This is a genomic window from Rhodococcus sp. BP-349 (genome assembly GCF_019835845.1).
In the GTDB taxonomy this organism is placed as follows: Bacteria; Actinomycetota; Actinomycetes; order Mycobacteriales; family Mycobacteriaceae; genus Rhodococcoides.
Window position 1 is genome coordinate 353,860 of record NZ_JABUDR010000001.1, and the last position, 23,949, is coordinate 377,808.

Consider the following 23,949-nt stretch of genomic DNA (forward strand, 5'->3'; position numbering starts at 1 on the left):
GTCGAACGATGCTGGACGACCACGGCGGCTCCGGAGTGCCCCTCGTGCTGCTGCACGGGCTGATGGGCGGCCCGGACACGTGGCGGCGACAGGTTCCCTGGTTGAGGGCGCACGGCCACGTCCTCGCCGTGCGGGCAGCGGGACACGGGCGCGCTGCTCCGGCGACCCTCGCGACGGAGGCTTTCGTCGACGAGCTGAGCGAGGCGCTGGCTCCGTTCGAGTCCGTGATCCTGATCGGGCACTCCATGGGCGCGCTCCACGCGTGGTGCCTCGCGGCGCGCGAACCGGAGCGGGTGCGCGGCATCGTCGTCGAGGACATGGCACCGGACTTCCGCGGTCGCACCTCCGACGGGTGGGCCGCCGTCATCCGTGCGTGGCCCCACCCGTTCCCCGACGAGGCTGCGGTCCTGGCGTACTTCGGTGACGTCGCGGGGCAGTACTTCCTCGACTCCTTCGAGCGGACGCCGGACGGGCTCCGTCTGCACGGTGACGTGGACACGTTCGCGGCGATCTCGGACGAGTGGGGACGACGCGACTTCTGGGACGAGTGGCGAGCGGTGCGTGCTCCCGCGCTGTTGCTCGAGGCGGAGCACACGGTCACTCCAGCGGGTCAGATGGCGAGAATGGCTGCACTGCATCACGACTCGACGTACGAGGTGGTCGCCGGTGCCGGGCATCTGGTGCACGACGATCGGCCGGGGGAGTACCGGCGCGCTGTCGAGTCGTTCCTACGAGCCCTCCCCGGCGAGCGCGAAGGCGCCGGCGGACGTCTGCTCGACGAGCCCGTCGACCAGTAGCGAGTTCAGGGCACGGTCACGTTGGCCGGGATCGGTCGTCCACACCAGATCGAGCTCCGCCTTCTCCACCGGACCCATCGTGGAGCGCAGCACGTCCATCAGCTTTCCGCGTACCTGCCGATCGGTTCCGGCGAACTTCTGCACCTTCCTCGGCGGGCCGTCGTGCGCCGGCCGACCGGCCTCGACCCACGCGCACGACGGGAGCGGACAGTCCGCGCACGCGGGATTGCGTGCGGTGCAGATGACGGCGCCGAGCTCCATCAGTGCCGCCGACAGAGTGGCCGCGGTGGCGACGTCCTCGGGTAGCAAGGCCTCGGTGTCCGCGAGATCTCGTGTGGTGCTCGGGTTTCCGGGCTCGGCGCGACCGTGGACCGCACGGGCGACGACGCGCCGCACGTTGGTGTCGACGACGGGGACTCGCTGTCCGTAGGCGAAGCAGGCGACGGCGCGCGCGGTGTACGCCCCCACACCCGGCAGGGTCAGCAGCGTCTCGACGTCCGACGGCGTCTCGTCGCCGTGGTGCTCGGCGAGGACGGCGGCGCAGTCGTGCAGGCGCGCGGCGCGACGGGGATAGCCGAGCTTGCCCCAGGCCCGCAGGACGTCGGCTCGCGACGACGCGGCCATCGCGGACGGTACCGGCCATCGCTGCACCCACTCGACCCAGATCGGAGCGACCCGCGCCACCGGTGTCTGCTGCAGCATCACCTCGCTCATCAGGATCTGCCACCCGCTGACACCGCCACGGCGCCACGGCAGATCGCGTGCCTCGCTGTCGAACCAGTTCACCAACGCATCCGTGTCCATCTGGTGACTCCTCCCGGTTCCTCGGTCCCGTGCGGGCGGGATCGGCCCCCATCGGACACAATGAACCCCATGCCGAATACGAGTCCCCGCTCAGCATGGAACGCACTCGTCGAGGGTAATCGCCGATTCGTCGACGGCCGCCCGGAGCATCCCAGCCAGGGGGTGGATCACCGCGCGTCGCTCGTCGACGGTCAGCACCCCACCGCGATCGTCTTCGGATGCTCCGATTCCCGGGTCGCGGCCGAGATCATCTTCGACCAGGGCCTCGGCGACATGTTCGTCGTCCGCACGGCCGGCCAGGTCGTCGACTCGGCCGTCCTCGGTTCCCTGGAGTTCGGCGCCGAGGTCCTCGAAGCGCCCCTGATCGTCATTCTCGGCCACGACAGTTGCGGTGCGGTCAAGGCGACCATCAATGCCCTGGACGAGGGCACCGTCCCCGGTGGCTTCATCCGCGACATCGTCGAGCGGGTCACGCCGTCGGTTCTCAACGCCCACCGACTGGGGTACACGCGCGCCGACGACGTCGAGGCGCGCCACGTTCTCGAGACCGGAAAGCTGCTGATCGATCGGTCGTCGATCCTCGAGAAGCGCGTCGCCGCGGGCACGCTCGCCATCGTCGGGCTGACGTACAAACTGGCCGACGGCAAGGTCGAGTTCCAGGGCGCGCTGGGCGACATCGGACCCGTCGAGATGGGGGCGACCGACCGGACCGACTCGAGTGATCTGCTCACCTCGTCGGCGATGACGAGCGACACGCCGTAGTAGGTGCCGCTCGGTCACCGCGTCGGCACATACGGTTGACCTGTGCTCGAGCCGAACGGACCTCTGCCTCCCGAGATCTACTGGCGACGCCGCGCGCTCGCGATCGGTGGCGCAGTGGTGGTCATCGGACTCGTGGTGTGGCTGGTGGTGTCGCTCGCCGGCGGCGGGTCGCAGGATTCCGAGTCCACCGCGGCATCCGCCTCGCTCGCACCGTCCGCTGCCACGACCTACCGTCCCGACGCGTCCGCGACCGGAGGTTCTGCTCCGGCCGGCGGTTCCGGGGGCGGCGGCGGAGACGCCGCGTCCTCGTCGTCGGCGACGTCCACGTCCGCCACGACGTCCGCTGCGCCCGTGGCTCCCGGTCAGTGTGCAGACCAGTCGCTCGCCGTGAAGGCCTCGCCCGATCAGCCGTCCTACCCCGCGGGGCAGGAGCCGGCGTTCACCGTCGTCGTCACCAACATCGGAACCTCGTCGTGCGAGCGGGATCTCGGCTCGGGTCTGCAGCAGGTGCTGGTCTACACCCTGGAGGGTCAGCGACTGTGGTCGAACGTCGACTGCTTCCCGTCGACGACTCCCGACATCCGCACCCTCCAGCCCGGTGAGCAGGCTCCGTTCGCGGTGAAGTGGTCCGCCACCACCTCCGAGCCGGGGTGCGCGGCGCCGCGTGAGCCTGTCGGGCCCGGCGGCTACAGCGTCGTCGGTCAGCTCGGTCAGCTGCGCAGCGCGCCGGAGACGTTCAACATCACGTAGCGCCGCATTTGCCGACCGTTGTCGTATTCGCTGACGCTGCAGTGCAACGTCCCCAGAACTGCTCGGGGTCACCCGTGGTAGCGAACTGTTCCCTGAATCGGATTGCACACCGGCGCCTCATCGAAGTCGGCTTGTGACGTCTCGGTCTTCACACCGTCGTCGGTCGGCTCCACGATGGCGGGCAGCACTCTCCGACGAGGCTCAGTCGAACGGCCCCGAGATGCTGGCCTCGGCCATGCGGGACAGGCCTTCTCGGATGTGGCGGGCCCACAGCCCGCCGATCCCCTCGACGGACTGCAGGTCGGCTGCCGTGGCGGCCAGCAGGGTCTGCAGGGTCCCGAAGTGCCCGACCAGTCGGTGGATCTGCGTGAACTGCAGCCGCGGAACGCGGGTGAGCAACCGGTAGCCGCGGGGACTCATCGGTGCGTCGAGCGCCTCGATGGTGCCGGGGTAGCCGAAGGCGCGAGCGATGACCGTGAGGTCGAGCAGGTCGACGTCGGTGAGCCGATCGAGTGCGGCGAGCGACCGTTCGACGGCCGCCGTGGTGGGTGTGTCGGTGCCGGCGAGGTAGTCGCGGACGACGAGTTGGCGCGCGGAGTCGTTGTCGCCCACCAGTTCTTCGAGCTGCAGGGCGAGCTGGCGCCCGTCGATACCGAGCTCGAGAACGTTCTGTTCGATCTCGACGGACACGCGCCGCACCATCTCGAGGCGCTGCGCGACGGTGAGCGCGTCCCGCAACGTCACCGAGTCCTCGATCTCCGTCACAGAGAGCTGGCGACCGACCTCGTCGAGGCGCGCCTTGTACCGCTCGAGGGTGGCGACGGCCTGGTTGGCGCGGGAGAGGATGGTCGCCGAACCCTCGATGACGTGCCTCGTTCCGCCGACGTAGACGCTGAGGATGCTCATCGACTGGCTGACGGACACCACGGGGTAGCCGGTGTGGATCGCGGTGCGCTCGGCGGCGCGGTGGCGGGTACCGGACTCGACCGTGGGGATGGTGTGGTCGGGGACGAGTTGCACGTTGGCGCGGACGATGCGCGAGCCGTCGGTGGACAACACGACGGCGCCGTCCATCTTGGACAGCTCGCGGAGCCGGGTGGGGGCGAATTCGACGTCGAGGTCGAAGCCGCCGTCGCAGATGCTCTCGACCTGCTCGTCGTAGCCGAGGACGATCAGTCCGCCGGTGCGCCCGCGCAGGATGCGCTCGAGACCGTCGCGCAACGTGGTGCCGGGGGCGAGATCGGCGATGGCGTCGCGCAGGGAGGAGTGAGGTGTCGGGAAGCCGACGGGCAGGTCCGGAGTCGTCACGGTGTCGGTCACTGGTCCCCCTCCCACGTCGTTCCCGGTTGCCGGTGGTGCAGGGTCAGGGTACCGGTACTCACCGCACCGGCGTTCCGTCCGCGGGCCGGGTGGTCTACTTCCGCTTACGCTCGAAGGCTCCCTGCATCGCACCGGCGACGTCGGTGACCCGGACCACCCGCATTCCCGGTGGATCACCGGCCGTGTCGTCCTTCACGCCGCGACGCTGGTCGGACGGGACGATCGCGGAGGTGAAGCCCAGGCGAGCGGCCTCGGCGAGGCGCCGGTCGACGCCGACAACGCGGCGGACCTCCCCGGCCAGTCCCACCTCGCCGAGCACCACCATTCCCGGGGGCAGGGCGGTGTCTCGGGCCGCGGAGGCGACCGCGAGTGCCAGCGCGAGATCGACGACCGGCTCGGTGGTCCGCATGCCGCCGATCGTGGCGGCGTAGACCTCCCGGCTGCTGAGCTGCACGCCGCAGCGACGTTCGAGGACCGCGAGGATCATCGACACCCGGGCGGCGTCGAGACCACTGACGGCCCGCCGGGGCGTGGGCATGTGGGACGGCGCGACGAGGGCCTGGACCTCCGCGAGCAGTGCCCGCTTGCCGTCCATCGTGACGGTGACTGCGGTGCCCGGGACCGAGTCGGCGCGGTGGTGCAGGAACAGGCCGGACGGATCGCTGACGCCGTGGATGCCGCCCTCGCGCAGTTCGAAGCAGCCCACCTCGTCGGCGGCGCCGAAGCGATTCTTGACACCCCGGACCATCCGCAGAGTGGAGTGCTTGTCGCCCTCGAAGTGCAGGACGACGTCGACGAGGTGCTCGAGCGAACGGGGCCCGGCGACCGCGCCGTCCTTGGTGACATGGCCGACGAGGATGACGGCCGTGCCGCTGCCCTTCGCGAGGGAGGTCAGCGCCGAGGTGATGGCACGAACCTGCGTGACGCCGCCGATGACACCGTCCACGTCGGACGCCTGCATGGTCTGCACCGAGTCGACGACCACGAGGGTGGGAGAGACCTGCTCCACGTGGCCGAAGATGGTGGCCAGGTCGTTCTCCGCGGCGAGGAACACGCGTTCGTGCACGGCACCCGTTCGATCGGCGCGCAGACGCACCTGGCCCGCGGACTCCTCGCCCGTGACGTACAGCGCGATGTCCTGCGGGCTGCGGTCGGCCCACTGCTTGACCACCTCGAGCAGGAGGGTGGACTTGCCGACGCCCGGTTCACCCGCGAGCAGCACCACCGAGCCGGGCACGATGCCGCCACCCAGCACGCGGTCGAGCTCGTCGACCCCGGTGGGACGGGCGATGGAGGACGTGCTGGAGACCTGCGTGAGCGGAAGCGCCGGCGACGTCGGGATCATCGACGCGCCGCCCGCACGCACGGCGCTCGCGCCGGGGCGGGACGACACGGAGGCGAGGAGGGTGACCTCGTCCATGGAGCCCCACGTCTCGCACTCGGGGCAGCGGCCGACCCACTTGGCCACAGTGTGCTGACAGGCCGAACAGCGATAACTGGTACGAGTCTTGGCCACTCGCGAAGACTAGAGGTGGCTACCGACAGGAAAGCTCGGCCGACAGGGAACGTCAGCCGTTGGCTGCCTCGTCCAGGCGCGGGGTGACGGGGCCCGGGTCGACGGGCACGCTGACGGTGACGTCGCCGGCCTGCTGGAAGGTGAAGGTGACCGGGACGGTGAGGCCGGGTCGCACGTTCTCGGACAGATCCTCCATCACGGCGGTGATGGACTGCGATCCCTCGGGGGCCGTGGGGTCCTGGTCGGCAGGCACGCCGGATGCGACGGACGCCTGCGCCGGGATCTCGATGGAGGTGCCGCCAGTGGGGCCCGTGACGACGACGTCTGCAGCATCGCCGGTGTCGATGCCGGTGATGCGGTCCGGGGTGGTCTCGCTCGTGTTGATCGCCGTGAAGATCAGTTCCGCACGGCCGCCGGGCTCGAGGGTGAACTCCTCGGAGGACGGGTAGGCGACGTGCACGTTGCGCAGGGAGATGGTGCCCTGGTCCGCGCCGTTGCCGTTGACCGCGGCGACCTGCGTCGCCGTCTGGGCGATCTGCCCGGCGCTGCACGCGGAGAGGCTGATCACCGCGCCGAGAGCGAGCGCGACGCCGGTCGCGACTCGGGTAGGCCGGATCCGGGCGGTAGATGCGGTCACTGGTCGTCCTCCACTGGTCGTCATCGAGAGTTGTGCCGACGGGCGGCCACCACCACGCAGCGTAGTAGTTCGCCGTCCGGACGTGTGGATCGGGTGACGCCAGTCGGTGCCGGAGCGGGCCGAACGACCTGCTCGATACATGTATCCCGCCCCCTGTCAAGAGCGTCCCCACCAGCCCTGTGCCCCTGACCTGCACCGTTGGAACGACCCCGGATCGGAGGCGTGTTAAACTGGCCATATCGAAAGGGGCACCGAACACATGATTTTCAAGGTCGGAGACACCGTCGTTTACCCGCACCACGGAGCGGCGCTGATCGAAAATATCGAGACACGCACCATCAAGGGCGAGGCCAAGGAATACCTCGTTCTCAAGGTAGCCCAGGGTGATCTCACCGTTCGAGTTCCTGCCGACAACGCCGAGTACGTGGGTGTCCGGGACGTCGTCGGCCAGGAGGGTCTGGACAAGGTGTTCCAGGTTCTCCGCGCGCCGCACACCGAGGAGCCCACCAACTGGTCGCGCCGCTACAAGGCCAACCTGGAGAAGCTCGCGTCCGGTGACGTGAACAAGGTGGCCGAGGTCGTGCGCGATCTGTGGCGTCGTGAGCAGGATCGCGGCTTGTCCGCAGGTGAGAAGCGCATGCTGGCGAAGGCGCGTCAGATTCTGGTCGGCGAGCTCGCACTCGCCGAGGGAACCGACGAGGTCAGGGCGGACTCCATGCTGGACGAGGTTCTGGCCGCGGCGTCCTGACGCGCGTGTGACGGACGTCGTCGCGCTCGTTCCGGCTGCCGGATCGGGCGTACGCCTCGGGGAGAACATGCCCAAGGCGTTCGTGGAACTCGCGGGACGCACTCTGCTCGAGTGGGCGCTGGACGGCCTGTCGGCCTCCGGCGCCCTTTCTCGTGTCGTGGTGGTGGTCCCGAACATCCTGCAGGACACGACTTCTCGTCTGGTCGAGTCCTGCGTCCTGCCGGTGGACGTCGTCGTCGGCGGAGCCGAGCGCACCGATTCGGTGCGGGCCGGCCTCGCGGTCGCCGGTGCGGCGGACATCGTGCTCGTGCACGATGCCGCACGCTGCCTGACGCCGCCGAGCCTGATCACCCGCGTCGTCGAGGCGGTCTGCGCCGGCGCGTCGGCCGTGGTGCCGGTGCTGCCCGTCGTCGACACCATGAAGTCCGTCGACGCTCACGGTGTGGTCACCGGAACCGTCGACCGTGCCACGCTGCGCTCGGTGCAGACGCCGCAGGGATTCGACGGGGTGACCCTGCGCCGCGCCTACGACTCCTTCCCCGAGACGGCCACCGACGACGCCGGTCTGGTCGAACGTCTCGGAGTCGACGTGCACACGGTCGTCGGCGATGCCGAGGCCTTCAAGATCACCACCCCGATGGATCTGGTCCTGGCTCGCGCACTCGTCGCCCGCCGGACACAGTCGTGAGAGGGAGACCATGCGCGTAGGGATCGGTTCCGACGTCCACCCGATCGAGGTGGGGCGAGAGTGCTGGATCGCCGGACTGCTGTTCGAGGACGCCGACGGCTGCGCCGGACACTCCGACGGCGATGTCGCGGCGCACGCCCTGTGTGACGCGTTGCTGTCCGCGGCCGGTCTGGGAGATCTGGGCTCGGTGTTCGGCACCGGTCGCCCCGAATGGGACGGCGTCAGCGGCGCCACCATGCTCATGCACGTCCGCGAGCTTCTCGCACAGCACTCGATGCGCGTGGGTAACGCAGCGGTCCAGGTCATCGGCAACCGACCGCGTGTCGGTCCGCGTCGGGTGGAGGCGCAGACACTGCTCTCGAACATCCTGGGGGCGCCCGTCTCCGTCTCGGCCACGACGACCGACGGGCTGGGCCTGACCGGCCGCGGCGAGGGTGTGGCCGCGATCGCCACCGCTCTCGTGCTGGAGAGCGCGGTCCCGGAGGCCGGTCGCGTGGTACAGGACGAGCCGAATCCCCGGTAGGATCGGCCGTCGTGACCCTGCGCTTCTACGACACCGCGACCAGGGCCGTGCGTGAGTTCACTCCGCTGGCCCCCGGACACGCCTCGGTGTATCTGTGCGGCGCCACGGTGCAGGGGCATCCCCACATCGGTCACGTGCGCAGCGGAGTCGCGTTCGACGTCCTCCGACGATGGCTGACGGCCGCCGGCTACGACGTAGCCTTCGTCCGCAACGTCACCGACATCGACGACAAGATCTTGAACAAGGCCGCGGACGCGGGTCGTCCGTGGTGGGAGTGGGCGGCGACGTACGAGCGATCCTTCACCGCGGCGTACGACGCGCTCGGTGTCCTTCCTCCGTCGGCCGAACCGCGCGCCACGGGCCACATCACGCAGATGGTCGAGCTGATCGGTCGGTTGATCGACGCGGGTCACGCGTACGCGGCCGCCGGCGACGTCTACTTCGACGTGCGGAGCTGGGGTGAGTACGGCGCCCTGTCCGGGCACAAGCTCGACGACGTCCACCAGGGCGAGAGCGTCGGCGCGGGCAAGCGGGATCCGCGCGACTTCACGCTGTGGAAGACGGCCAAGCCCGGCGAGCCGTCGTGGCCGACGCCGTGGGGGCCGGGCCGACCGGGGTGGCACATCGAGTGCTCCGCCATGGCCGAGGCGTACCTGGGTTCCGCGTTCGACATCCACTGCGGCGGACTCGACCTGGTGTTCCCGCACCACGAGAACGAGCTTGCCCAATCACGTGCTGCCGGTGACGGTTTCGCCCAGTACTGGTTGCACAACGGCTGGGTCACGATGAGCGGCGAGAAGATGTCGAAGTCGCTCGGCAACGTCGTGTCCATCCCGACCATGCTCGAGACGGTGCGCCCGCAGGAGCTGCGCTACTACCTCGGCAGCGCGCACTACCGGTCGATGCTCGAGTACTCCGCGGAGGCACTGCAGGAAGCGGCATCGGCCTACCGGAGCATCGAGGCGTTCGTGACGAAGACCGCGGAACGCGCGGGCGAGGTGCCGATCGGTACCTGGACGCCCGCGTTCGCCGAGGCGCTCGACGACGATCTCTCGGTGCCCAAGGCGCTCGCCGAGATCCACGGACTCCGCCGCGAGGGCAACAGTGCGTTGGCCGCGGGGGATCTGGACAAGGCCGTGGAGGACGCGTCGTCCGTCCGCGCCATGACGTCGATCCTCGGCGTGGATCCCCTCGATCCGCACTGGGCGTCCGGCTCGGCCGACGCGTCGGCGGAACGGGCGGCGCTCGATCTGCTCATCGCGGACGACCTCGAGCTGCGCAGCGCCGCCAAGGCAGGCAAGGACTGGCCGACGGCCGATCGTATTCGTGACCGCCTCGCCCGCGCGGGCGTGGAGGTCACCGACACCCCGAACGGCCCGGAATGGTCGATCGCACAGCCGGAAGGCACGGAGAAGTAATGGCAGGCAATTCGAGTCGTCGCGGAGCGGTGCGCAAGACCGGCACCAAGAAGGGCCAGACCGTCGGGTCCGGCGGCAAGCGCAGCAAGGGCCTCGAGGGCCGCGGCGCGACACCGCCCGCGGCCGAGCGCACCAAGCACGCCCGGCGCGCACGGCCGACCAGCCGGGACGCGTCCGGCTCGGGTCGCGGCCGCCCGCCGGTCCGCAAGACCGAGGACGGTCCGGAGAACGTGCTGGGCCGCAACCCGGTGCTGGAGTGCCTGCGCGCGGGAGTGCCGGCGACGGCGCTGTACGTCGCGTCGGGCACCGAGGCCGACGATCGGCTGAAGGAGAGCGTCCAGATCGCCGCGGACAAGGGCATCTCGATCCTGGAGGTCTCCCGCACCGATCTCGATCGGATGAGTGCCAACGGCATGCACCAGGGCATTGCGCTCCAGGTGCCGCCGTACCGGTACGCCCACCCCGACGATCTCCTCTCGCAGGCGCGCCAGCGTCAGGAGCCGCCGCTGCTGGTCGCTCTCGACAACATCACCGACCCCCGCAACCTCGGTGCCGTCGTCCGGTCGGTCGCGGCATTCGGCGGGCACGGCGTGGTCATCCCGCAGCGACGCAGCGCGAGTGTCACGGCCGTCGCGTGGCGCACCAGTGCCGGCGCGGCAGCGCGTCTCCCCGTCGCCCGTGCGACCAATCTGACTCGGACACTGAAGGACTGGGCCGACAAGGGCGTCATGGTCGTCGGTCTCGACGCCGACGGTGACACCTCGCTGGACGACTTCGACGGCACCGGGCCGATCGTGGTGGTCGTGGGTTCCGAGGGCAAGGGTCTGTCCCGCCTGGTCCGCGACAACTGCGACAGCATCCTGTCGATCCCGATGGCCGGTCCGGTGGAGTCGCTCAACGCCTCCGTCGCAGCGGGTGTCGTGCTCGCGGGCATCGCGCGGCAGCGCCGGGGCTGATCCGACTCAGCGGACGCGGACGGGGGGCGCACACCTCTTGCCTGAACCGCACACCCTCTGCAGCCGGCGGTGAGGGGTGTGCGCTCACCGGAGAGGGTGTGCACACGCTCCGCAGTGCGACCGGTGTCGGCGGTCGGGTGCAGAATGGCCCCGTGACCAGGACCACCTACTTCACCGCCAGCACCCTCGACGGCTACCTGGCCGACGAGAACGACTCGCTCGCGTGGCTCTTCCGTCAGGACATCGACGAGGCCGGTCCGATGAACTACGGCGACTTCATCGCGGACATCGGCGCGATCGTCATGGGCGCCACCACCTACACCTGGATCCTCGACCACAACGCGTCGACGCGGGAGCCATGGTCGTACGACATGCCGGCGTGGGTGGTGACCCATCGAGATCTCGTGGCCTCCGAGCACGACGTTCGATTCGCCGCCGGAGACGTCGCCGACCTGTGGCCGGCCATCGAGGAGTCCGCCGGCGGGAAGGACGTCTGGATCGTGGGTGGCGGCGATCTGGCAGCGCAGTTCGCCGAGGCCGGTCACTTGGACCGAATCGTCGTCTCGATAGCGCCGGTCACCCTCGGTGCCGGCAGGCCACTGTTCCCGCGTCGGTTCGATCTCCGTCTCGTGGACTTCGCTCGGAACAGCGCGTTCCTCTGCGCGGAGTACGAGGTGCTGGAACCGCACGCCCAGACCTGAGCCCTGTCATCATCTGTCCATGACAGCGGCGGGTCGCAGAGTGCGCGGTGTGGTCCTGGTGGCCGTGGTGATCGCCGCGTACGTCGCGGTGGTGCTCATCTACGCGGTGGGAAGCCCGCCGAACGGCCCCGATCTCCGTGAGGCAGCGCCCGACGCCGCGCTCGTCTACCTCGACGTGGACACCGTGTCCGGTGAGAACTTCTCGCTCGACGCCCGCGTGTCCGTGTACCCGGGGACCGAGCTGACCGATGCCGACGGCAACCTGGTCGACGACCTGATCGTCGACGTCACCCCGACTGCGAGCGCCGGCACCCTGACGTTCCCCAGCGGTACCCGAGTGGGCCCGCTCCCGGTCTCCCTGTACGCGGACGGCGACATCCGGCACTGGCCGTTCGACACCTACGACGCGTCATCGATCCAGGTGCGGGTGTTCTCCGGCGCCGGCGCGGACCGGCAGCCCGTACCCGCCGAGATCGTGGTGACGGACTCCCTCACGTCGTGGAGTGTCGAGGCCGTCGACATCGACGCGTCGTCGGCGCAGGCCTTCGATATCCGGATCTCCCGCACGGTCGGAACCACCATCTTCGACATCGCGATCTGTGTGGTTCTGGTGGTGCTGCCGCTGTGCACGCTGTTCGTGTCGATCCAGACGCTGCGCCGCCGCAAGCAGTTCCTGCCGCCGATCATGACGTGGTTCGCGGTGACGCTCTTCGCGGTGCTGCCCATCCGCAACCTGTTCCCCGGCGCTCCGCCGATCGGGTCGTGGGTCGATTACACGGTGGTGCTGTGGGTGGTGGCAGGACTGGTGACGGCGATGGTGCTCTACGTCGTCGCGTGGTGGCGCCAGGGTCCCTAGGTCGAGCGCCGACCGGGGCCGGGGCTCGTCCGCGCGTACCGTCGAGTCATGATCGAACGGCTGAGGACGACGGTGACACAGGTGGCCGAGGCCGCACTGGGAATCGTGGGGGTTCGTGTGGGTACCGAGGAACCGCCGCACACCACCGAGACGCTCACGGATGCCGTGGAGATTCGCCGATACGAACCCCGGATCGCGGCGGAGACCGTTGTGGACGCCGACGAGGAACGCGCGCGCAACGAGGGCTTCCGTCGGCTGGCCGGGTACATCTTCGGCGGCAATCGGGGATCCGACACGATCGCGATGACGGCGCCAGTGGCTCAGTCCGCCTCGCGCGGGCAGACCATCGCGATGACGGCACCCGTGTCGCGCGCCGCGAGCGACGAGGGATGGGTCGTCCGGTTCTTCATGCCGTCGCGATGGACGATGGACACTCTTCCGGCGCCGAAGGACGATCGGGTGCGCCTGGTGGAGGTGCCGGCCGAGACGGTGGCGGTGCTGCGATTCAGCGGTGACCGCGGTGCGGAGGCCGTGGCCGCGCGTACCGCCGAGCTGCTGGACACCCTGCACTCCCGCGGCATCGACACGACCGGCGAGCCGATGTCCTGGTTCTACGACCCGCCCTGGACGGTGTCGTTCCGCCGGCGCAACGAGATCGCCGTTCCCGTCGCCCGGTGATCAGACGCTGAAGCGGATCGTCTGTCCCGGAGCGCACTGCGCCGCGGATCCCAGATCCGCCGACGCCACGACGGCGATCACCGGGTAACCGCCGGTCACCGGATGGTCGACGAGGAACAGCACGGGCAGTCCCGACGGCGGCACCTGCAGTGCGCCGGTCACCATGCCCTCGCTCGGGAGCTCGTCGTCCCGCGATCGTGAGAGTGGCCTCCCCTCGAGTCTCATGCCGACGCGATCGGAATCCGTCCCGACCGTCCAGGGCTGGGCGAGCAGCAGGTCGAGCGCGTCGTCGGTGAACCGGTCCGCGCGCGGGCCGGGAATCACCCGCAGGGTCGTACGGTGCTCGAACGGGTACGGATTCACGTCTGCTCGAGGCCAGTCCTGGGCGTCGTGACCGATCGGCAGCAGGGCGCCGGGCGCCACTCGCTCGGGTCCGATACCGGACAGGGAGTCGGTCGATCGGCTCCCCAGTACCCGAGGCACGTCGATGCCACCTCGGGCGGCGACGTAGGTGCGCAGTCCCACCGGTGCCCAGTCGAGGCGGATCTCGGCGCCCGACCCCACCACGACCACGGCGCCGTGCCCCTGCGGTACGCCGTCCACCGTGAACGGGGCCGGAGCCCCCGTCACCGCCAGAACCACCTCGGCACGTGCGCGCAGCACCAGCCCGCCGAGCGTCACCTCGAGCGTCGCCGCGTCGACAGTGTTCCCCACCAACCGATTCGCGGCGTCGTGCGAGCGACGATCGGCCGCGCCGGACGTGCCGACGCCGAGGGAGGACCACCCAGTGCGTCCGCGGTCCTGCACGGTCGTCAGCGGCCCGGTTGCCAGTACCTCGAGCATCACGTCACCGCACTCATGACGACACCGCACGGAACTGCACGCGCGTGCCCGGCGCGAGCAGCGCGGGATCGTCACGGTCCACGTCCCACAGCGCCGCGTCGGTGTTGCCGATGATCTGCCACCCGCCGGGCGACGATGTCGGGTACACCCCGGTGTACTCGCCGGCCAGCGCCACGGATCCCGCCGGCACCGAGGTGCGCGGATCGGCGCGGCGCGGGATCGACAAAGGATCGGATCCGACCAGGTACGCGAAGCCGGGGGAGAAGCCACAGAACGCAGCAGTCCAGACTTGGCCGGTGTGCACGGCGACGATGTCCAGTCCCGTTGTCGCACAGACGTCGTCGAGATCGGGGCCGTCGTATCGGACGTCGATCGTGATCGTGTCACCGGAGTGGCCGAGCACCTCCGCCGGTGGCGTCTCGCGGAGCCACGCCGACACCCGTGCGGGTTCCGCGTCCTCGGTGAGAATCACCAGCACGGTGGCGGCGGCGGGGATCATCTCGGCGATTCCCGGATGTCCGCCGGACCACCCGGCGTGGTGTGCCGCGACCGCGCGGACGTCGTCGAGATCGACCAGCAGAGCGCGGTCGCCCGCCGGGGCGATCCTCACGACACGAACGGGGTCAGGGTGACGCCGTTGCGCGACAACACCGCACGTACGGCGAGGGCCATGTCCACCGCGGCGGGAGTGTCGCCGTGCAGGCACACCGAGTCGGCGTTCACCGGCACCGTCACCCCGTCGACGGAGTCCACGACGCCCTCGGTGACCATTCGCAGCACGCGCTGCGCCACGTCGTCGATGTCGGACAGGACCGCGCCGCTCTCCCGTCGTGAGACCAGGGTTCCCTCCGCGGTGTACCCGCGGTCGGCGAACGCCTCGGTGACGGTGCCCAGGCCGGCGTCCGCGGCGATCTCGAGGAAGGCCGAGCCGGGCAGCCCGAGCACGGGGAGCGAGGCGTCGTACGCCAGTACGGCGTCGACGACGGCACGGGCCTGGACGTCGTGGTGCACGATCGTGTTGTACAACGCACCATGTGGTTTGACGTACCGCACGCGTCCGCCGACGGAGCGGGCCAGGCCGTCGAGAGCCCCGATCTGATAGATCACGTCGGCGTGCAGATCCTCCGCGGTGATGTCGAGGAAGCGCCTGCCGAAGCCCACGAGGTCCCGGTACCCCACCTGGGCGCCGATACGCACGTCGGACCGGACGGCGTCGGCGCACGTCCGCAGCAGCGTGGCCGGATCACCCGCATGGAAGCCGCACGCGATGTTGGCGCTGGTGACCACGCGCAGCATCGCCGCGTCGTCACCGAGCGTCCAGGTGCCGAAGCCCTCGCCGAGATCGGAGTTCAGATCCACCATCTACAGGAGCGTAACGGTCAGGCGTGGACGATGGTCTTGCGTGCCGGGGTGCGACGACCCACCGCCCGGCAGACCAGGTAGATCACGAACGAGATGGTGGTGACGAACGTCGACACGGGAACGCCCGGAGCGAGCGAGAGCAGGATGCCGCCCACCGCGGCGGTCTCGGCGAACAGGATCGACAGCCAGGTGGCGGTGACCGGGTTGGCGGTGACGCGGGACGCCGCTGCCGCGGGCGTGATGAGGAGCGAGAGCACCAGCAGGGCGCCGACGATCTGGACGCCGAGCGCACACGCGACACCGACGAGGATCGCGAACACGATGGACAGCAGTCGCATCGGTACGCCGCGCGCCTCGGCGCCCTCGGGGTCGGTGCTCGCGAACAGCAGCGGCCGGTAGACCACGAAGAGCACGACGATGACGACGAGCGCCACCGCGAGCAGCAGGCCGAGACCCGTGCTGCCGACGCCGACGATCTGCCCGACCAGCAGTGAGAAGCTGGTGCCGGTGCGACCGGGATAGGCCCACAGGAACAGCACCGACAGGCCGAGTCCGAAGCTCATGATGACGCCGATGACGGAGTCGCGTTCGCGCGCACGACGGCCCAGCAGGGCGAACAGGACCGCCGCGATGACGGACCCCAGGATGGCGCCGACCCCGACGGCCAGCCCCACCAGCAGCGCCGCGGACGCACCGGTGAGGGACAGCTCCGACGAGCCGTGGACGGCGAACGACCACTGTCGACTGACGATGAGGGGGCCGAGTGCCCCGGCGAGCACACCGAGGATCGCTGCCGCAATGAGTGCCTGCTGCACGAAGTCGTAGGTGAGGAGATCCGCCGTCGTGCCGAAGTCGAATGCCTTGCTCAGGGCGTCGAGAACCTTGTCCATGCCTACTCCGACTCGTCCACGTGGTGTGTTCCGCCGGCGCTCCCGAGGGCGTCCATGGCGTCTCCGGTACCGACGACCACCAGCCGCCCGCGGACGCGCAGGACCTCGACGTCGGTGTCGTACAGCTCGGAGAGCACCTCGGAGGTCATCACCTCCGCGGTGGTGCCGATGCGGAACTTTCCGTCGACGAGGTAGACCACCCGGTCGACGATCGGGAGGATCGGGTTGAGCTCGTGCGTCACGAACACCACCGAGGTGCCGTGCGAGCGCCGACGTTGGTCGATCAGGTGGGCAACGACCTGCTGATTGGCGAGGTCCAGGCTCAGCAGCGGTTCGTCGCAGAGCAACACGTCCGGATCGCCGACCAGTGCCTGCGCGACGCGCAGCCGTTGCTGCTCGCCGCCGCTCATCTGCCCCAGGGGTGCGTCGGCGAAGGCCTCCGCACCGACGGAGGCGATGGCCGTGCCCACGGCCTCGCGACGGGCGTGGCGGCCCCGGAAGCCGATGCCCCAGCGGTGTCCGTCCCACCCGAGTCCGACGAAGTCGCGCCCACGCAGCGGAACGCCCTCGTCGATGGCCTTCTGCTGGGGGATGTAGCCGACGGAGGATCGACCCCCGGCGATGGTCGCGGTGCCGGCGGTGAGGTGGGCCTGCCCGAGCAGCACCTTCAGGAGCGAGGTCTTACCGGAGCCGTTCGGGCCGAGCACGGCGACGAACTCTCCCGGTGCGACCTCGAGGTCGAGATCGGACCAGAGCACCCGATCGCCGTAGGCGAGGGTGGCTCCGCTCAGTCGAACAGCGGTCACACGACCCCCAGCGCGTCGGCGAGGTCCTGCGCCGCCGTGCGCTGCCAGGAGACGTAGTCCTGCCCGGCGGGCAGGGTCTCGGTGACCTCGACGACGCGGATGCCGTTCTCCTCGGCGATGCGGCGCACGTCCTCGGTCACGGCGTCCTCCGTCTGGATGTTGTAGACGAGTACGTCGACGCCCTTGCCGGTGAACAGGTCACGCGTCGCGGCGACGGCGGCGGGCGAGGGATCGTTGCCCTCCTCGATCGCGTCCTCGAAGTCCTCGGGGGTCTTGTCGTCCACCCCGGCTCCTTCCAGCAGGTAGTGCGCGATCGGCTCCGTCTGCGCGACGGGTGCGCCCGGCTTCTGCTGGGCGATGCGATCCGTGATGTCGGTGATCTCGTGGATGTCGTCGTGGAACGCCTCGGCGTTCTCGGTGTAGTACGCCGCGTTGTCGGGGTCGACCTTACCGAGTTCGGTGGCGATCGCCTCGGCGGTGGCCGCCGCGATCTCCGGGTCGTACCAGACGTGCTCGTTGGTCTCCCCCGAGTGGTCGTGGGCATGGTCCTCGCCCGCGGCGTGATCAGCGTCGTCCGCGTGCCCCTCGAGCAGCGAGTAGGCGTCCACGCTGGGCACGTCGCCCGCGGAGCCGAGCACGTCGTCGACGAACTCGTCGTAGCCGCCGCCGTTGTACACGACGAGCGAGGCCTCGGACAGTGCCGCGGCGTCACCGGGGCTGGCCTCGTAGGAGTGCGGATCCGCGGACGGATCCGAGATGATCGCCGTGACGTCCGCCCGGTCACCGACGACGGCCTCGGCGACGGAGCCCCACACGTTGGTGGACGCGACGACGGTGGGTCGGCCGGACTCGGTCGTGGCGGAGTCGCCGGAGCTGCAGCCCACCAGGGCGGTCGCCGTCAGGGCGGTCGTACCCAGGGCGGTGACGAGCATGCGGAGGGAGATTCGGGCGGGTGCGTACACGGGGGGTGCTCCTGGGTCGGTGGAACGTTATCGCTAATGGAAACCGTTGTCGCGACCTTACCGCCCCACCGCCCCGCAGGCGAAACCGTGCCGGAGCCGACGCTCGCGACCCCGACCGGATACCGTCACGTCATGGCGAGGTCGACGGAACCGCGACGGATGGCCACGCTCGCATCGCTGGCCGCCGAGTTGAACGTCTCGCGCACCACCGTGTCCAATGCCTACAACCGCCCGGACCAGCTCTCACCCGAGATGCGGGAACGTGTCCTCGATGCGGCCAGGGCCCGCGGCTATCCGGGGCCGGACCCGGTCGCCCGTTCACTCCGTACCCGGCGCGCCGGTGCGGTGGGGCTCGTCCTCACCGAAGCGCTCAGTTACTCGTTCTCCGATCCCGCCGCCGTGCAGTTCCTCACCGGCCTCGCGGAATCGTGCGAGCGAGCCGGACGCGGTCTGCTCCTGATACCCGCGGGACCGGCCTCGACGCCGGAGGAGGCCGCGGCCGTCGTGCAGCAGGCCGGCGTGGACGCCTTCGTCGTGTACTCGGTGTCCGACGACGATCCCCATCTCACTGCGGTCCGCGATCGTCATCTGCCGACGGTGGTGTGCGATCAACCTCGGGACGCGGAGGACACCTCACTCGTCGGGATCGACGACAGGGTGGCGATGCGGCGGATGGCCGAGGAGGTGCTCGCGAAGGGCCACACCCGCGTCAGCGTGGTGTGCATGCGACTGCGCCGCGACCGGCACGACGGACTCGTCGACACGGAACGTCTGAGCGGCATCACCTTCCACGTCCAACGCGAGCGACTCGCCGGCATCCGAGACGCGATGATCGCGGCGGGTGTCGATCCCGACATCGTGATCGTCGAGCGCTTCGATCACACGCGGGAGGCCGGCCGGTCGGCGGCCGCCGAGGCGCTCCGGGCGGCACCGGACACCACCGCGCTGGTGTGCACGTCCGACGTGCTGGCTCTGGGCGCGCTCGATCACTGTGCCGCGCAGGGCGTCTCGGTGCCCGCGCAGATGTCGGTCACCGGCTTCGACGGGGTCGACGAGGCGCGCCGCATCGGCCTGACCTCGGTGCAGCAGCCGGTCCTCGAGAAGGGTCGGCTCGTCGGTGAGATCGTGCTGGGCGTCAGTCATTCCGGGGTGGACCGGACCGAGCACCTCCCGACGCATCTGCTCGCCGGGGTGACACTCGGTCCGGTGCGGACCGGCTAGCGGGCCAGCAGCTGGGCGCAGCGCAGCAGGCCGAGGTGGCTGTAGGCCTGCGGGTGGTTGCCCAGCGAGCGTTCGGCCACGGGGTCGTACTCCTCGCTCAGCAGGCCCGTCGGGCCTGCCGCGGCGACGAGCTGGGTGAAGAGCGCCTCCGCCGGAAGCCGTTGCCCGATCAGGAGATACGCCTCGACGAGCCAGGCGGCGCACAGGTGGAACCCGCCCTCGCCGCCGGGCAGCCCGTCGTCGTGGTGGTAGCGGTACACCGTGGCGCCGCTGCGCAGCTCGGCCTCGGTCGCGGTGACCGTCGCCGCGAAGCGCGGGTCGCTCGGATCGACGAGTCCGGACAGGCCGATGTGCAGTGTGGCCGCATCGAGATCGGTGCCGCCGTACGCGGCCGTGAAGGACTGCGCCTCGTCGCTCCAGCCCTTGTCGAGCACCTGACGACGGATGACGTCGCGCAACGTGCTCCACCCGAGTTGGGCGTCGCGGCTGTAGGTGTCGGCGAGCCTGATGGCGCGATCGACCGTCAACCAGCACATCACCTTCGAGTAGACGTGGTGGCGCGGGTTCCCGCGGATCTCCCAGATGCCGTTGTCGGGTTCGGACCATCTCCGTTCGACGGCGTCGACCATGGCGCACACGAGGTCCCAGTCCTGATCGGTCAGGATCTCGGTGTGTTCGGCGATGCCGCTCGCGGTGCGCGAGTCGGCCAGCGTCGTGATCAGGTCCACGATCGGACCGAACACGTCGAGCTGCACCTGCTGATTCGCCGCGTTGCCGACGCGCACCGGACGCGATCCCGCATAACCGGGAAGCGCGTCGATGACGGCCTCGGGCGGCAGCGACTGACCCCACAGCGTGTAGAGCGGATGCAACCGCTCGGGTCCGGTGACGGTCTGCAGGACGTCGTGCACCCACAGCAGGTAGTTCTCGGCTTCGGAGCGTGAGCCGAGCGACACCAGTGCCGACGCGGTCAGGGCGGCGTCGCGGAGCCAGCAGTAGCGGTAGTCCCAGTTGCGGACGCCACCGATCTCCTCGGGAAGCGACGTGGTCGCGGCGGCCATGATGGCCCCCGAGTCGGCGTGCACCAGACCGCGCAGCGTGAGTGCGGACCGCTTCATCAGGTCGGGCTTGAGCTGCGGCAGCGTGAGGCCGGCAGCCCAGTCGTGCCAGTACGACTCGGCCTGCGCGCGACGCTCCGCTTCGGGCACCTCGGACGGGCCCAGGTCCGATGTGCCGCAGCGCAGTTCGAGGACGACGGGACCGGTCGACGGATCGATCTCGGCCCGTGCGGTCTCCTGGCCGTGCTCGCTGGTGACGGTCCACGTGATGCCCGGCGCCCGCAGCACCATCGGGTCGTTGGTGCCGAACACGCGCAGGCCGTCGTCCTCGGCCTCGAGCCGGACGCGTGCCTGTCCGAACTCCGGACGCGGGGCGAAGGTGACCACGGCCCTGGCCTTGCCGGTGATCACGCGGGTGAAGTCGGTGCGATCGCTCGGCACGTCGTGGGCGAGGTAGTCGTCGACCTGCAGGCTCGCCCAGCGGGTCTGCACGGTCATGGTGCTGTCGATGTACTGCTGGCTCAGGGGGAGGGACGGACGCAGCGGGCCGACGGTGAAGTGGCCCGCCTCGTCGCCGCCGAGCAGATGTGCGAAGACGGCGGCGGAGTCGGGTTCGGGGTGACACAGCCACGTGAGGCCGGCTTCGGGCGTCAGGAGGGCGACCGACCGTGGGCTGGCCATCATGGTGAGACGTTCGATACGCGGTGCGTCCGCACCGGAGAGCCAGGTGCGGCGCTCCTCCAGCAGGAAGGCGAGCGCCGCGGCCACCTGCTCGAGCGTGTCGACGCGATAGCCGGCGAGCGACTCGCCGTCGCCGACCTTGACGCCGATGTCCGGCCCGTGCAGGCGTCGGAACGCCTTCTCGTCGGTGACGTCGTCGCCGAAGAAGACGGCGGCCGAGGCGCCGCCCTGATGGCGCAGGATGTCGAGGGCCTGGCCCTTGTCGGTCGCGATGACGGCGAGTTCGATGACGGACTTGCCCTCGGTGACCTGCACACCGTCCCAGGTGGCGGCACCGGCACGGACCTCGTCGAGGGCGCGCTGTCCGGCCTCCGGCTCGGCGTTGCGCACGTGCAGCGCAGCGCTGGCGGGCTTGGTCTCGACGCTGATGTTCGCGCCGCGGGACGCGACCGTGCGGAGCTCGGCGACCACACGCTCGAGCAGTGCCGTCGCCTCGCCGCCGAGCTCGGTGACGAAGCCGGCGTCGAACTCGGACCCGTGGCTGCCCACGAGCTGGACCTCGACGGGTAGGCGGGAGAGGATCGCCAGGTCACGCAGCGCGCGCCCCGAGATCACGGCGGCCTGCGTGCCGTCGAGACCGGCCAGTGCGCGGAGCGCGCGGACCGATTCCGGTAGCGGGAACGCCTTCTGCGGGTCGGAGACGAACGGCGCCATCGTGCCGTCGTAGTCGGAGGCGACCAACAGCCTCGGAACCCGTGCGACGCCGACGAGGGCGCGCCGAAGGTCGAGGGGGAGGTCCACAGCGCTCACAGCGCACGACCTGGACGGTGACCGGGGCTTCTCACTCGGTCAAACCTAGGCGACGGAGGCCCTGCTCGCCTCATCGGGGAGAGGGGTCGGTGGCGGAACCCGGCAGGTGTCTGTGACGCGGGATGACTGCAATTCGTCGGTCACAACTCTTCGCATTAACTTTTTGGACGATTGTTCGTAATGTAATACTGAGAGCGTGACGTCGCATACGAGGCGAACAACGAGGAGCGTCATGTCGAAGCCCGTCCAGTTGCCCGAGCCTATTGCCACGACCTGGGAGTGGCAGTTGCACGGGCTGTGCCGCGGTATGGATTCTGCTGTCTTCTTTCACCCGGAAGGTGAACGGGGACATAAGAGAACAGCCCGTGAGGAGCAGGCGAAACGGGTATGCGAGCAGTGCCCCGTGCTGATGAGGTGCCGTGATTACGCGGTCGCCGCCGGTGAGCCGTACGGCGTCTGGGGTGGTTTGTCGGCGCCCGAGCGGATGATCGGAAATGCGCTTTCCGATCGGCGCGCAATCGGTTGAACAGATGATTCTCTGGTGATCGAAAACTGCACGAGGCTGGAAATAGTGGACACTGTCCGACACGGTGCCCGTACGTCGTGAGAATATTCGGGTATTCCCCTCGGGCAGTGCCCGGTCTACCGTGATTCACATGTGCCGAAACATCACCGAACTGCGCGGCCTCGAGCCTGCGGCGACGGACGAGGAGATCGAGGCGGCTGCACGCCAGTACGTCCGCAAGGTCAGCGGTCTCCGCACGCTGTCGGACGCGAACCGGAACGCCTTCGAGACCGCCGTGGCCGAGGTCACGGCGTCGACCACCCGGTTGCTGAGCGTGCTCCCGCCCCGCAAGCAGCCGCCGCAGACCGTGCCGCCGCTACGCCGGCCGGCGCACGCGCACCAGCACTCGCTCCAGCACTAACCCAGGGGATCGTGCTGGACGTTCTGCATCGGCGTCCCCACCTTGCGCAGTGCATACAGGGTGGTGCGCACCATCGACGGCGATCCGCACACCTGGATCTGCCGATCGGCCCACGATCCGAACCGGGTGACCACCTGCCCGAGCTTGCCCACCATGGTGTGGTTCATGCCCGGCGGGAACTCGCGCGCAGGACCGGGCCGCCACCACGGTTCCTCGGGCTGTTCGACCACCGGCACGATGGTGAGCCACGGGTTGGTGCGCGCCAGGTTCCACAGCGTGTCCAGGTCGTAGAGGTCGCTCGGATACTCGCCTCCGACGAACAGATGTACCCGCGGATTGCTGCTCCGCATCGCCATGTCCATCAGCTGGGCACGGAGCGGCGCGATTCCGGTGCCGCCCGCGATCATCAACACGTCCTCGCTGCCCGGCGCGGTGTCCAGGCTGAGTCCACCCAGCGGCGGCCCGAGCAGCCAGCGGTCTCCCACCGTGGTCTCCGAGACGATGGCCGGACTCACCCAGCCGGCCGACACCCGACGGACGTGGAACTCGATGCCGCGGTAGTCGTTGGGTGCGATCGCGGGGGAGAGGTACCGCCACATCCGCGGGCGCTGCGGGATCTGCACGCTGAGGTACTGGCCGGCGGCGAACGGAATGTCGGCGTCCGTCTGCAGGCGGACGATCGCGAGATCTTCGAGTACGCGATGGTGTTCGACCACCGTCGCTCCCCAGTACGGCGGCAGGTCCTCGGTGTCGGCCCCGACGGCCATCGAGTTGCAGATCATGGACACCACGCGGCGCCACGCATCGTCGGTCTCCACGGTCCAGACGCTCGGGTCCACCGTGGTGCGGAACGCGTCGACCAGCGCGTTCTGGGCGGCGAGGAAGTGCGCGCCGGTCAGGCCGTGCTTGCGGTGGTCACGCCCGAGTTGATGCAGGAAGGGTAGGAACTCGCGGTCGTCGAGGTGGCGGACGACGTGATCGACGGCACGTAGGAGGCGGTGGCGCTGCTGATCCATCGCGGCGGGGAAGAAGCCGCGGAAATCGGGGTACTCGGCGAACAGCCGAGCGTAGAAGGCGCCGGCCACGGTGTCCGCACCGTCGTCGGACAGCGCGGAGGCAACTCCGGCGCGCACTCGCGCCAGGGCCTGCGGGTCCAGCAATGGGCACCTTCGATAGTCGTGGCGGGTGACGGGTTCGTGTGCGAGTGGTGTGTCCGAGAGTAGTGGTCGTGTCCGG

Annotated in this window: 26 protein-coding genes; 14 read left to right on the forward strand and 12 right to left on the reverse strand. The window is 69.7% G+C overall.

Translation table 11 applies throughout. From position 1 onward, the window contains the following. The first annotated feature begins 8 nt into the window (after window positions 1-8). The gene (locus HQ325_RS01690) at window positions 9-797 is read left to right on the forward strand and encodes an alpha/beta fold hydrolase (RefSeq protein ID WP_222626440.1); all 789 of its coding nucleotides are present in this window, start codon (window positions 9-11) and stop codon (window positions 795-797) included. Here HQ325_RS01690 and HQ325_RS01695 read toward each other — a convergent pair. Then, complete coding sequence (locus tag HQ325_RS01695; RefSeq protein WP_222626441.1) at window positions 729-1,601, reverse strand: A/G-specific adenine glycosylase; 873 nt, start codon at window positions 1,599-1,601, stop codon at window positions 729-731. The genes HQ325_RS01690 and HQ325_RS01695 overlap by 69 nt on opposite strands. A 69-nt stretch (window positions 1,602-1,670) precedes the next feature. Between HQ325_RS01695 and HQ325_RS01700 the strand changes: the two genes are divergently transcribed. Both HQ325_RS01700 and HQ325_RS01705 read left to right on the forward strand, forming a co-directional pair. Further along, window positions 1,671-2,363 carry a carbonic anhydrase gene (locus tag HQ325_RS01700; RefSeq protein ID WP_222626442.1) on the forward strand — a complete coding sequence of 231 codons (693 nt, stop codon included), beginning with the start codon at window positions 1,671-1,673 and terminating at the stop codon, window positions 2,361-2,363. A gap of 42 nt (window positions 2,364-2,405) precedes the next feature. After that, complete coding sequence (locus HQ325_RS01705) at window positions 2,406-3,113, forward strand: hypothetical protein (protein WP_222626443.1); 708 nt, start codon at window positions 2,406-2,408, stop codon at window positions 3,111-3,113. A 201-nt stretch (window positions 3,114-3,314) separates the two neighbouring features. Here the strand turns inward: HQ325_RS01705 and disA are convergent, their stop codons facing one another. The 3 genes from disA to HQ325_RS01720 all read right to left on the reverse strand — a co-directional run bounded on the left by disA (window position 3,315) and on the right by HQ325_RS01720 (window position 6,610). After that, window positions 3,315-4,406: a DNA integrity scanning diadenylate cyclase DisA gene (gene disA / locus HQ325_RS01710; RefSeq protein ID WP_222628773.1), complete on the reverse strand. Its 1,092-nt coding sequence runs from the start codon at window positions 4,404-4,406 to the stop codon at window positions 3,315-3,317. Between the two features lie 121 nt (window positions 4,407-4,527). Beyond that, window positions 4,528-5,949, reverse strand: a complete 1,422-nt coding sequence (radA, locus tag HQ325_RS01715) for a DNA repair protein RadA (protein WP_222626444.1) — start codon at window positions 5,947-5,949, stop codon at window positions 4,528-4,530. A 52-nt stretch (window positions 5,950-6,001) separates the two neighbouring features. Then, a complete protein-coding gene (locus HQ325_RS01720) occupies window positions 6,002-6,610 on the reverse strand; it encodes a copper chaperone PCu(A)C (protein ID WP_222626445.1) in 609 nt (202 codons plus the stop codon). Between the two features lie 235 nt (window positions 6,611-6,845). On the opposite strand from HQ325_RS01720, the gene HQ325_RS01725 reads away from it, so the two are divergent. From HQ325_RS01725 to HQ325_RS01760, 8 genes are all read left to right on the forward strand, one after another. Then, window positions 6,846-7,334: a CarD family transcriptional regulator gene (locus HQ325_RS01725; RefSeq protein ID WP_027506450.1), complete on the forward strand. Its 489-nt coding sequence runs from the start codon at window positions 6,846-6,848 to the stop codon at window positions 7,332-7,334. Between the two features lie 7 nt (window positions 7,335-7,341). Beyond that, a complete protein-coding gene (gene ispD / locus HQ325_RS01730) occupies window positions 7,342-8,022 on the forward strand; it encodes a 2-C-methyl-D-erythritol 4-phosphate cytidylyltransferase (protein ID WP_222626446.1) in 681 nt (226 codons plus the stop codon). A gap of 10 nt (window positions 8,023-8,032) precedes the next feature. Further along, window positions 8,033-8,545 carry a 2-C-methyl-D-erythritol 2,4-cyclodiphosphate synthase gene (ispF, locus tag HQ325_RS01735; RefSeq protein ID WP_222626447.1) on the forward strand — a complete coding sequence of 171 codons (513 nt, stop codon included), beginning with the start codon at window positions 8,033-8,035 and terminating at the stop codon, window positions 8,543-8,545. 11 nt (window positions 8,546-8,556) lie between these two features. Further along, complete coding sequence (gene cysS / locus HQ325_RS01740) at window positions 8,557-9,963, forward strand: cysteine--tRNA ligase (protein WP_222626448.1); 1,407 nt, start codon at window positions 8,557-8,559, stop codon at window positions 9,961-9,963. Continuing rightward, window positions 9,963-10,919, forward strand: a complete 957-nt coding sequence (rlmB, locus tag HQ325_RS01745; protein ID WP_027506446.1) for a 23S rRNA (guanosine(2251)-2'-O)-methyltransferase RlmB — start codon at window positions 9,963-9,965, stop codon at window positions 10,917-10,919. Before cysS ends, rlmB begins: the two co-directional genes overlap by 1 nt. A 152-nt stretch (window positions 10,920-11,071) precedes the next feature. Continuing rightward, window positions 11,072-11,620 (forward strand): dihydrofolate reductase family protein, encoded by a 549-nt coding sequence (locus HQ325_RS01750; RefSeq protein WP_222626449.1) that lies wholly within the window; start codon window positions 11,072-11,074, stop codon window positions 11,618-11,620. A 19-nt stretch (window positions 11,621-11,639) separates the two neighbouring features. Then, window positions 11,640-12,476, forward strand: a complete 837-nt coding sequence (locus HQ325_RS01755; RefSeq protein WP_222626450.1) for a DUF4436 family protein — start codon at window positions 11,640-11,642, stop codon at window positions 12,474-12,476. Window positions 12,477-12,524: 48 nt separating this feature from the next. Continuing rightward, window positions 12,525-13,154 carry a heme-binding protein gene (locus HQ325_RS01760; RefSeq protein WP_222626451.1) on the forward strand — a complete coding sequence of 210 codons (630 nt, stop codon included), beginning with the start codon at window positions 12,525-12,527 and terminating at the stop codon, window positions 13,152-13,154. Here HQ325_RS01760 and HQ325_RS01765 read toward each other — a convergent pair whose 3' ends face one another. From HQ325_RS01765 to HQ325_RS01790, 6 genes are read right to left on the reverse strand one after another with little or no spacing between them, the layout of a single operon-like run. Then, entirely contained in the window at window positions 13,155-13,997 is an 843-nt protein-coding gene (locus tag HQ325_RS01765) for a biotin-dependent carboxyltransferase family protein (protein ID WP_222626452.1), read from the reverse strand. It lies immediately after the preceding gene. Between the two features lie 13 nt (window positions 13,998-14,010). Then, window positions 14,011-14,601 carry an allophanate hydrolase subunit 1 gene (locus HQ325_RS01770; protein WP_374107203.1) on the reverse strand — a complete coding sequence of 197 codons (591 nt, stop codon included), beginning with the start codon at window positions 14,599-14,601 and terminating at the stop codon, window positions 14,011-14,013. A 2-nt stretch (window positions 14,602-14,603) separates the two neighbouring features. Continuing rightward, window positions 14,604-15,359: a LamB/YcsF family protein gene (locus HQ325_RS01775; protein WP_222626454.1), complete on the reverse strand. Its 756-nt coding sequence runs from the start codon at window positions 15,357-15,359 to the stop codon at window positions 14,604-14,606. 17 nt (window positions 15,360-15,376) lie between these two features. Continuing rightward, a complete protein-coding gene (locus HQ325_RS01780; protein WP_222626455.1) occupies window positions 15,377-16,249 on the reverse strand; it encodes a metal ABC transporter permease in 873 nt (290 codons plus the stop codon). A gap of 2 nt (window positions 16,250-16,251) precedes the next feature. Then, entirely contained in the window at window positions 16,252-17,055 is an 804-nt protein-coding gene (locus HQ325_RS01785) for a metal ABC transporter ATP-binding protein (RefSeq protein ID WP_222626456.1), read from the reverse strand. Next, window positions 17,052-17,987 (reverse strand): metal ABC transporter solute-binding protein, Zn/Mn family, encoded by a 936-nt coding sequence (locus tag HQ325_RS01790; RefSeq protein WP_222628776.1) that lies wholly within the window; start codon window positions 17,985-17,987, stop codon window positions 17,052-17,054. The genes HQ325_RS01785 and HQ325_RS01790 overlap by 4 nt, the downstream gene beginning before the upstream one ends. A gap of 162 nt (window positions 17,988-18,149) precedes the next feature. Here HQ325_RS01790 and HQ325_RS01795 point away from each other — a divergent pair, with 162 nt between their 5' ends. Continuing rightward, window positions 18,150-19,238: a LacI family DNA-binding transcriptional regulator gene (locus HQ325_RS01795; RefSeq protein WP_222626457.1), complete on the forward strand. Its 1,089-nt coding sequence runs from the start codon at window positions 18,150-18,152 to the stop codon at window positions 19,236-19,238. Here the strand turns inward: HQ325_RS01795 and otsB are convergent. Continuing rightward, window positions 19,235-21,787, reverse strand: coding sequence for a trehalose-phosphatase (otsB, locus tag HQ325_RS01800; protein WP_222626458.1), 2,553 nt, complete (start codon window positions 21,785-21,787; stop codon window positions 19,235-19,237). The genes HQ325_RS01795 and otsB overlap by 4 nt on opposite strands. 232 nt (window positions 21,788-22,019) lie before the next feature. On the opposite strand from otsB, the gene HQ325_RS01805 reads away from it, so the two are divergent. Beyond that, the gene (locus tag HQ325_RS01805; protein WP_222626459.1) at window positions 22,020-22,313 is read left to right on the forward strand and encodes a WhiB family transcriptional regulator; all 294 of its coding nucleotides are present in this window, start codon (window positions 22,020-22,022) and stop codon (window positions 22,311-22,313) included. Window positions 22,314-22,443: 130 nt separating this feature from the next. Further along, window positions 22,444-22,713, forward strand: coding sequence for a DUF2277 domain-containing protein (locus HQ325_RS01810; RefSeq protein ID WP_222626460.1), 270 nt, complete (start codon window positions 22,444-22,446; stop codon window positions 22,711-22,713). Here the strand turns inward: HQ325_RS01810 and HQ325_RS01815 are convergent. Continuing rightward, the gene (locus HQ325_RS01815) at window positions 22,710-23,870 is read right to left on the reverse strand and encodes a globin domain-containing protein (protein WP_222628778.1); all 1,161 of its coding nucleotides are present in this window, start codon (window positions 23,868-23,870) and stop codon (window positions 22,710-22,712) included. The genes HQ325_RS01810 and HQ325_RS01815 overlap by 4 nt on opposite strands. Between the last annotated feature and the right edge of the window lie 79 nt (window positions 23,871-23,949).

Bases quoted from the DNA above. Each gene is read 5' to 3' on its own strand.
- HQ325_RS01700 (WP_222626442.1), top strand. From the start codon at position 1,671: ATGCCGAATACGAGTCCCCGCTCAGCATGGAACGCACTCGTCGAGGGT.
- HQ325_RS01805 (WP_222626459.1), top strand. From the start codon at position 22,020: ATGTCGAAGCCCGTCCAGTTGCCCGAGCCTATTGCCACGACCTGGGAG.
- HQ325_RS01790 (WP_222628776.1), bottom strand. From the start codon at position 17,987: ATGCTCGTCACCGCCCTGGGTACGACCGCCCTGACGGCGACCGCCCTG.
- ispF (WP_222626447.1), top strand. From the start codon at position 8,033: ATGCGCGTAGGGATCGGTTCCGACGTCCACCCGATCGAGGTGGGGCGA.
- HQ325_RS01780 (WP_222626455.1), bottom strand. From the start codon at position 16,249: ATGGACAAGGTTCTCGACGCCCTGAGCAAGGCATTCGACTTCGGCACG.
- HQ325_RS01765 (WP_222626452.1), bottom strand. From the start codon at position 13,997: ATGCTCGAGGTACTGGCAACCGGGCCGCTGACGACCGTGCAGGACCGC.
- HQ325_RS01775 (WP_222626454.1), bottom strand. From the start codon at position 15,359: ATGGTGGATCTGAACTCCGATCTCGGCGAGGGCTTCGGCACCTGGACG.
- HQ325_RS01810 (WP_222626460.1), top strand. From the start codon at position 22,444: ATGTGCCGAAACATCACCGAACTGCGCGGCCTCGAGCCTGCGGCGACG.
- HQ325_RS01760 (WP_222626451.1), top strand. From the start codon at position 12,525: ATGATCGAACGGCTGAGGACGACGGTGACACAGGTGGCCGAGGCCGCA.
- HQ325_RS01755 (WP_222626450.1), top strand. From the start codon at position 11,640: ATGACAGCGGCGGGTCGCAGAGTGCGCGGTGTGGTCCTGGTGGCCGTG.
- HQ325_RS01695 (WP_222626441.1), bottom strand. From the start codon at position 1,601: ATGGACACGGATGCGTTGGTGAACTGGTTCGACAGCGAGGCACGCGAT.
- HQ325_RS01725 (WP_027506450.1), top strand. From the start codon at position 6,846: ATGATTTTCAAGGTCGGAGACACCGTCGTTTACCCGCACCACGGAGCG.
- HQ325_RS01690 (WP_222626440.1), top strand. From the start codon at position 9: ATGCTGGACGACCACGGCGGCTCCGGAGTGCCCCTCGTGCTGCTGCAC.
- HQ325_RS01720 (WP_222626445.1), bottom strand. From the start codon at position 6,610: ATGACGACCAGTGGAGGACGACCAGTGACCGCATCTACCGCCCGGATC.
- rlmB (WP_027506446.1), top strand. From the start codon at position 9,963: ATGGCAGGCAATTCGAGTCGTCGCGGAGCGGTGCGCAAGACCGGCACC.
- HQ325_RS01795 (WP_222626457.1), top strand. From the start codon at position 18,150: ATGGCGAGGTCGACGGAACCGCGACGGATGGCCACGCTCGCATCGCTG.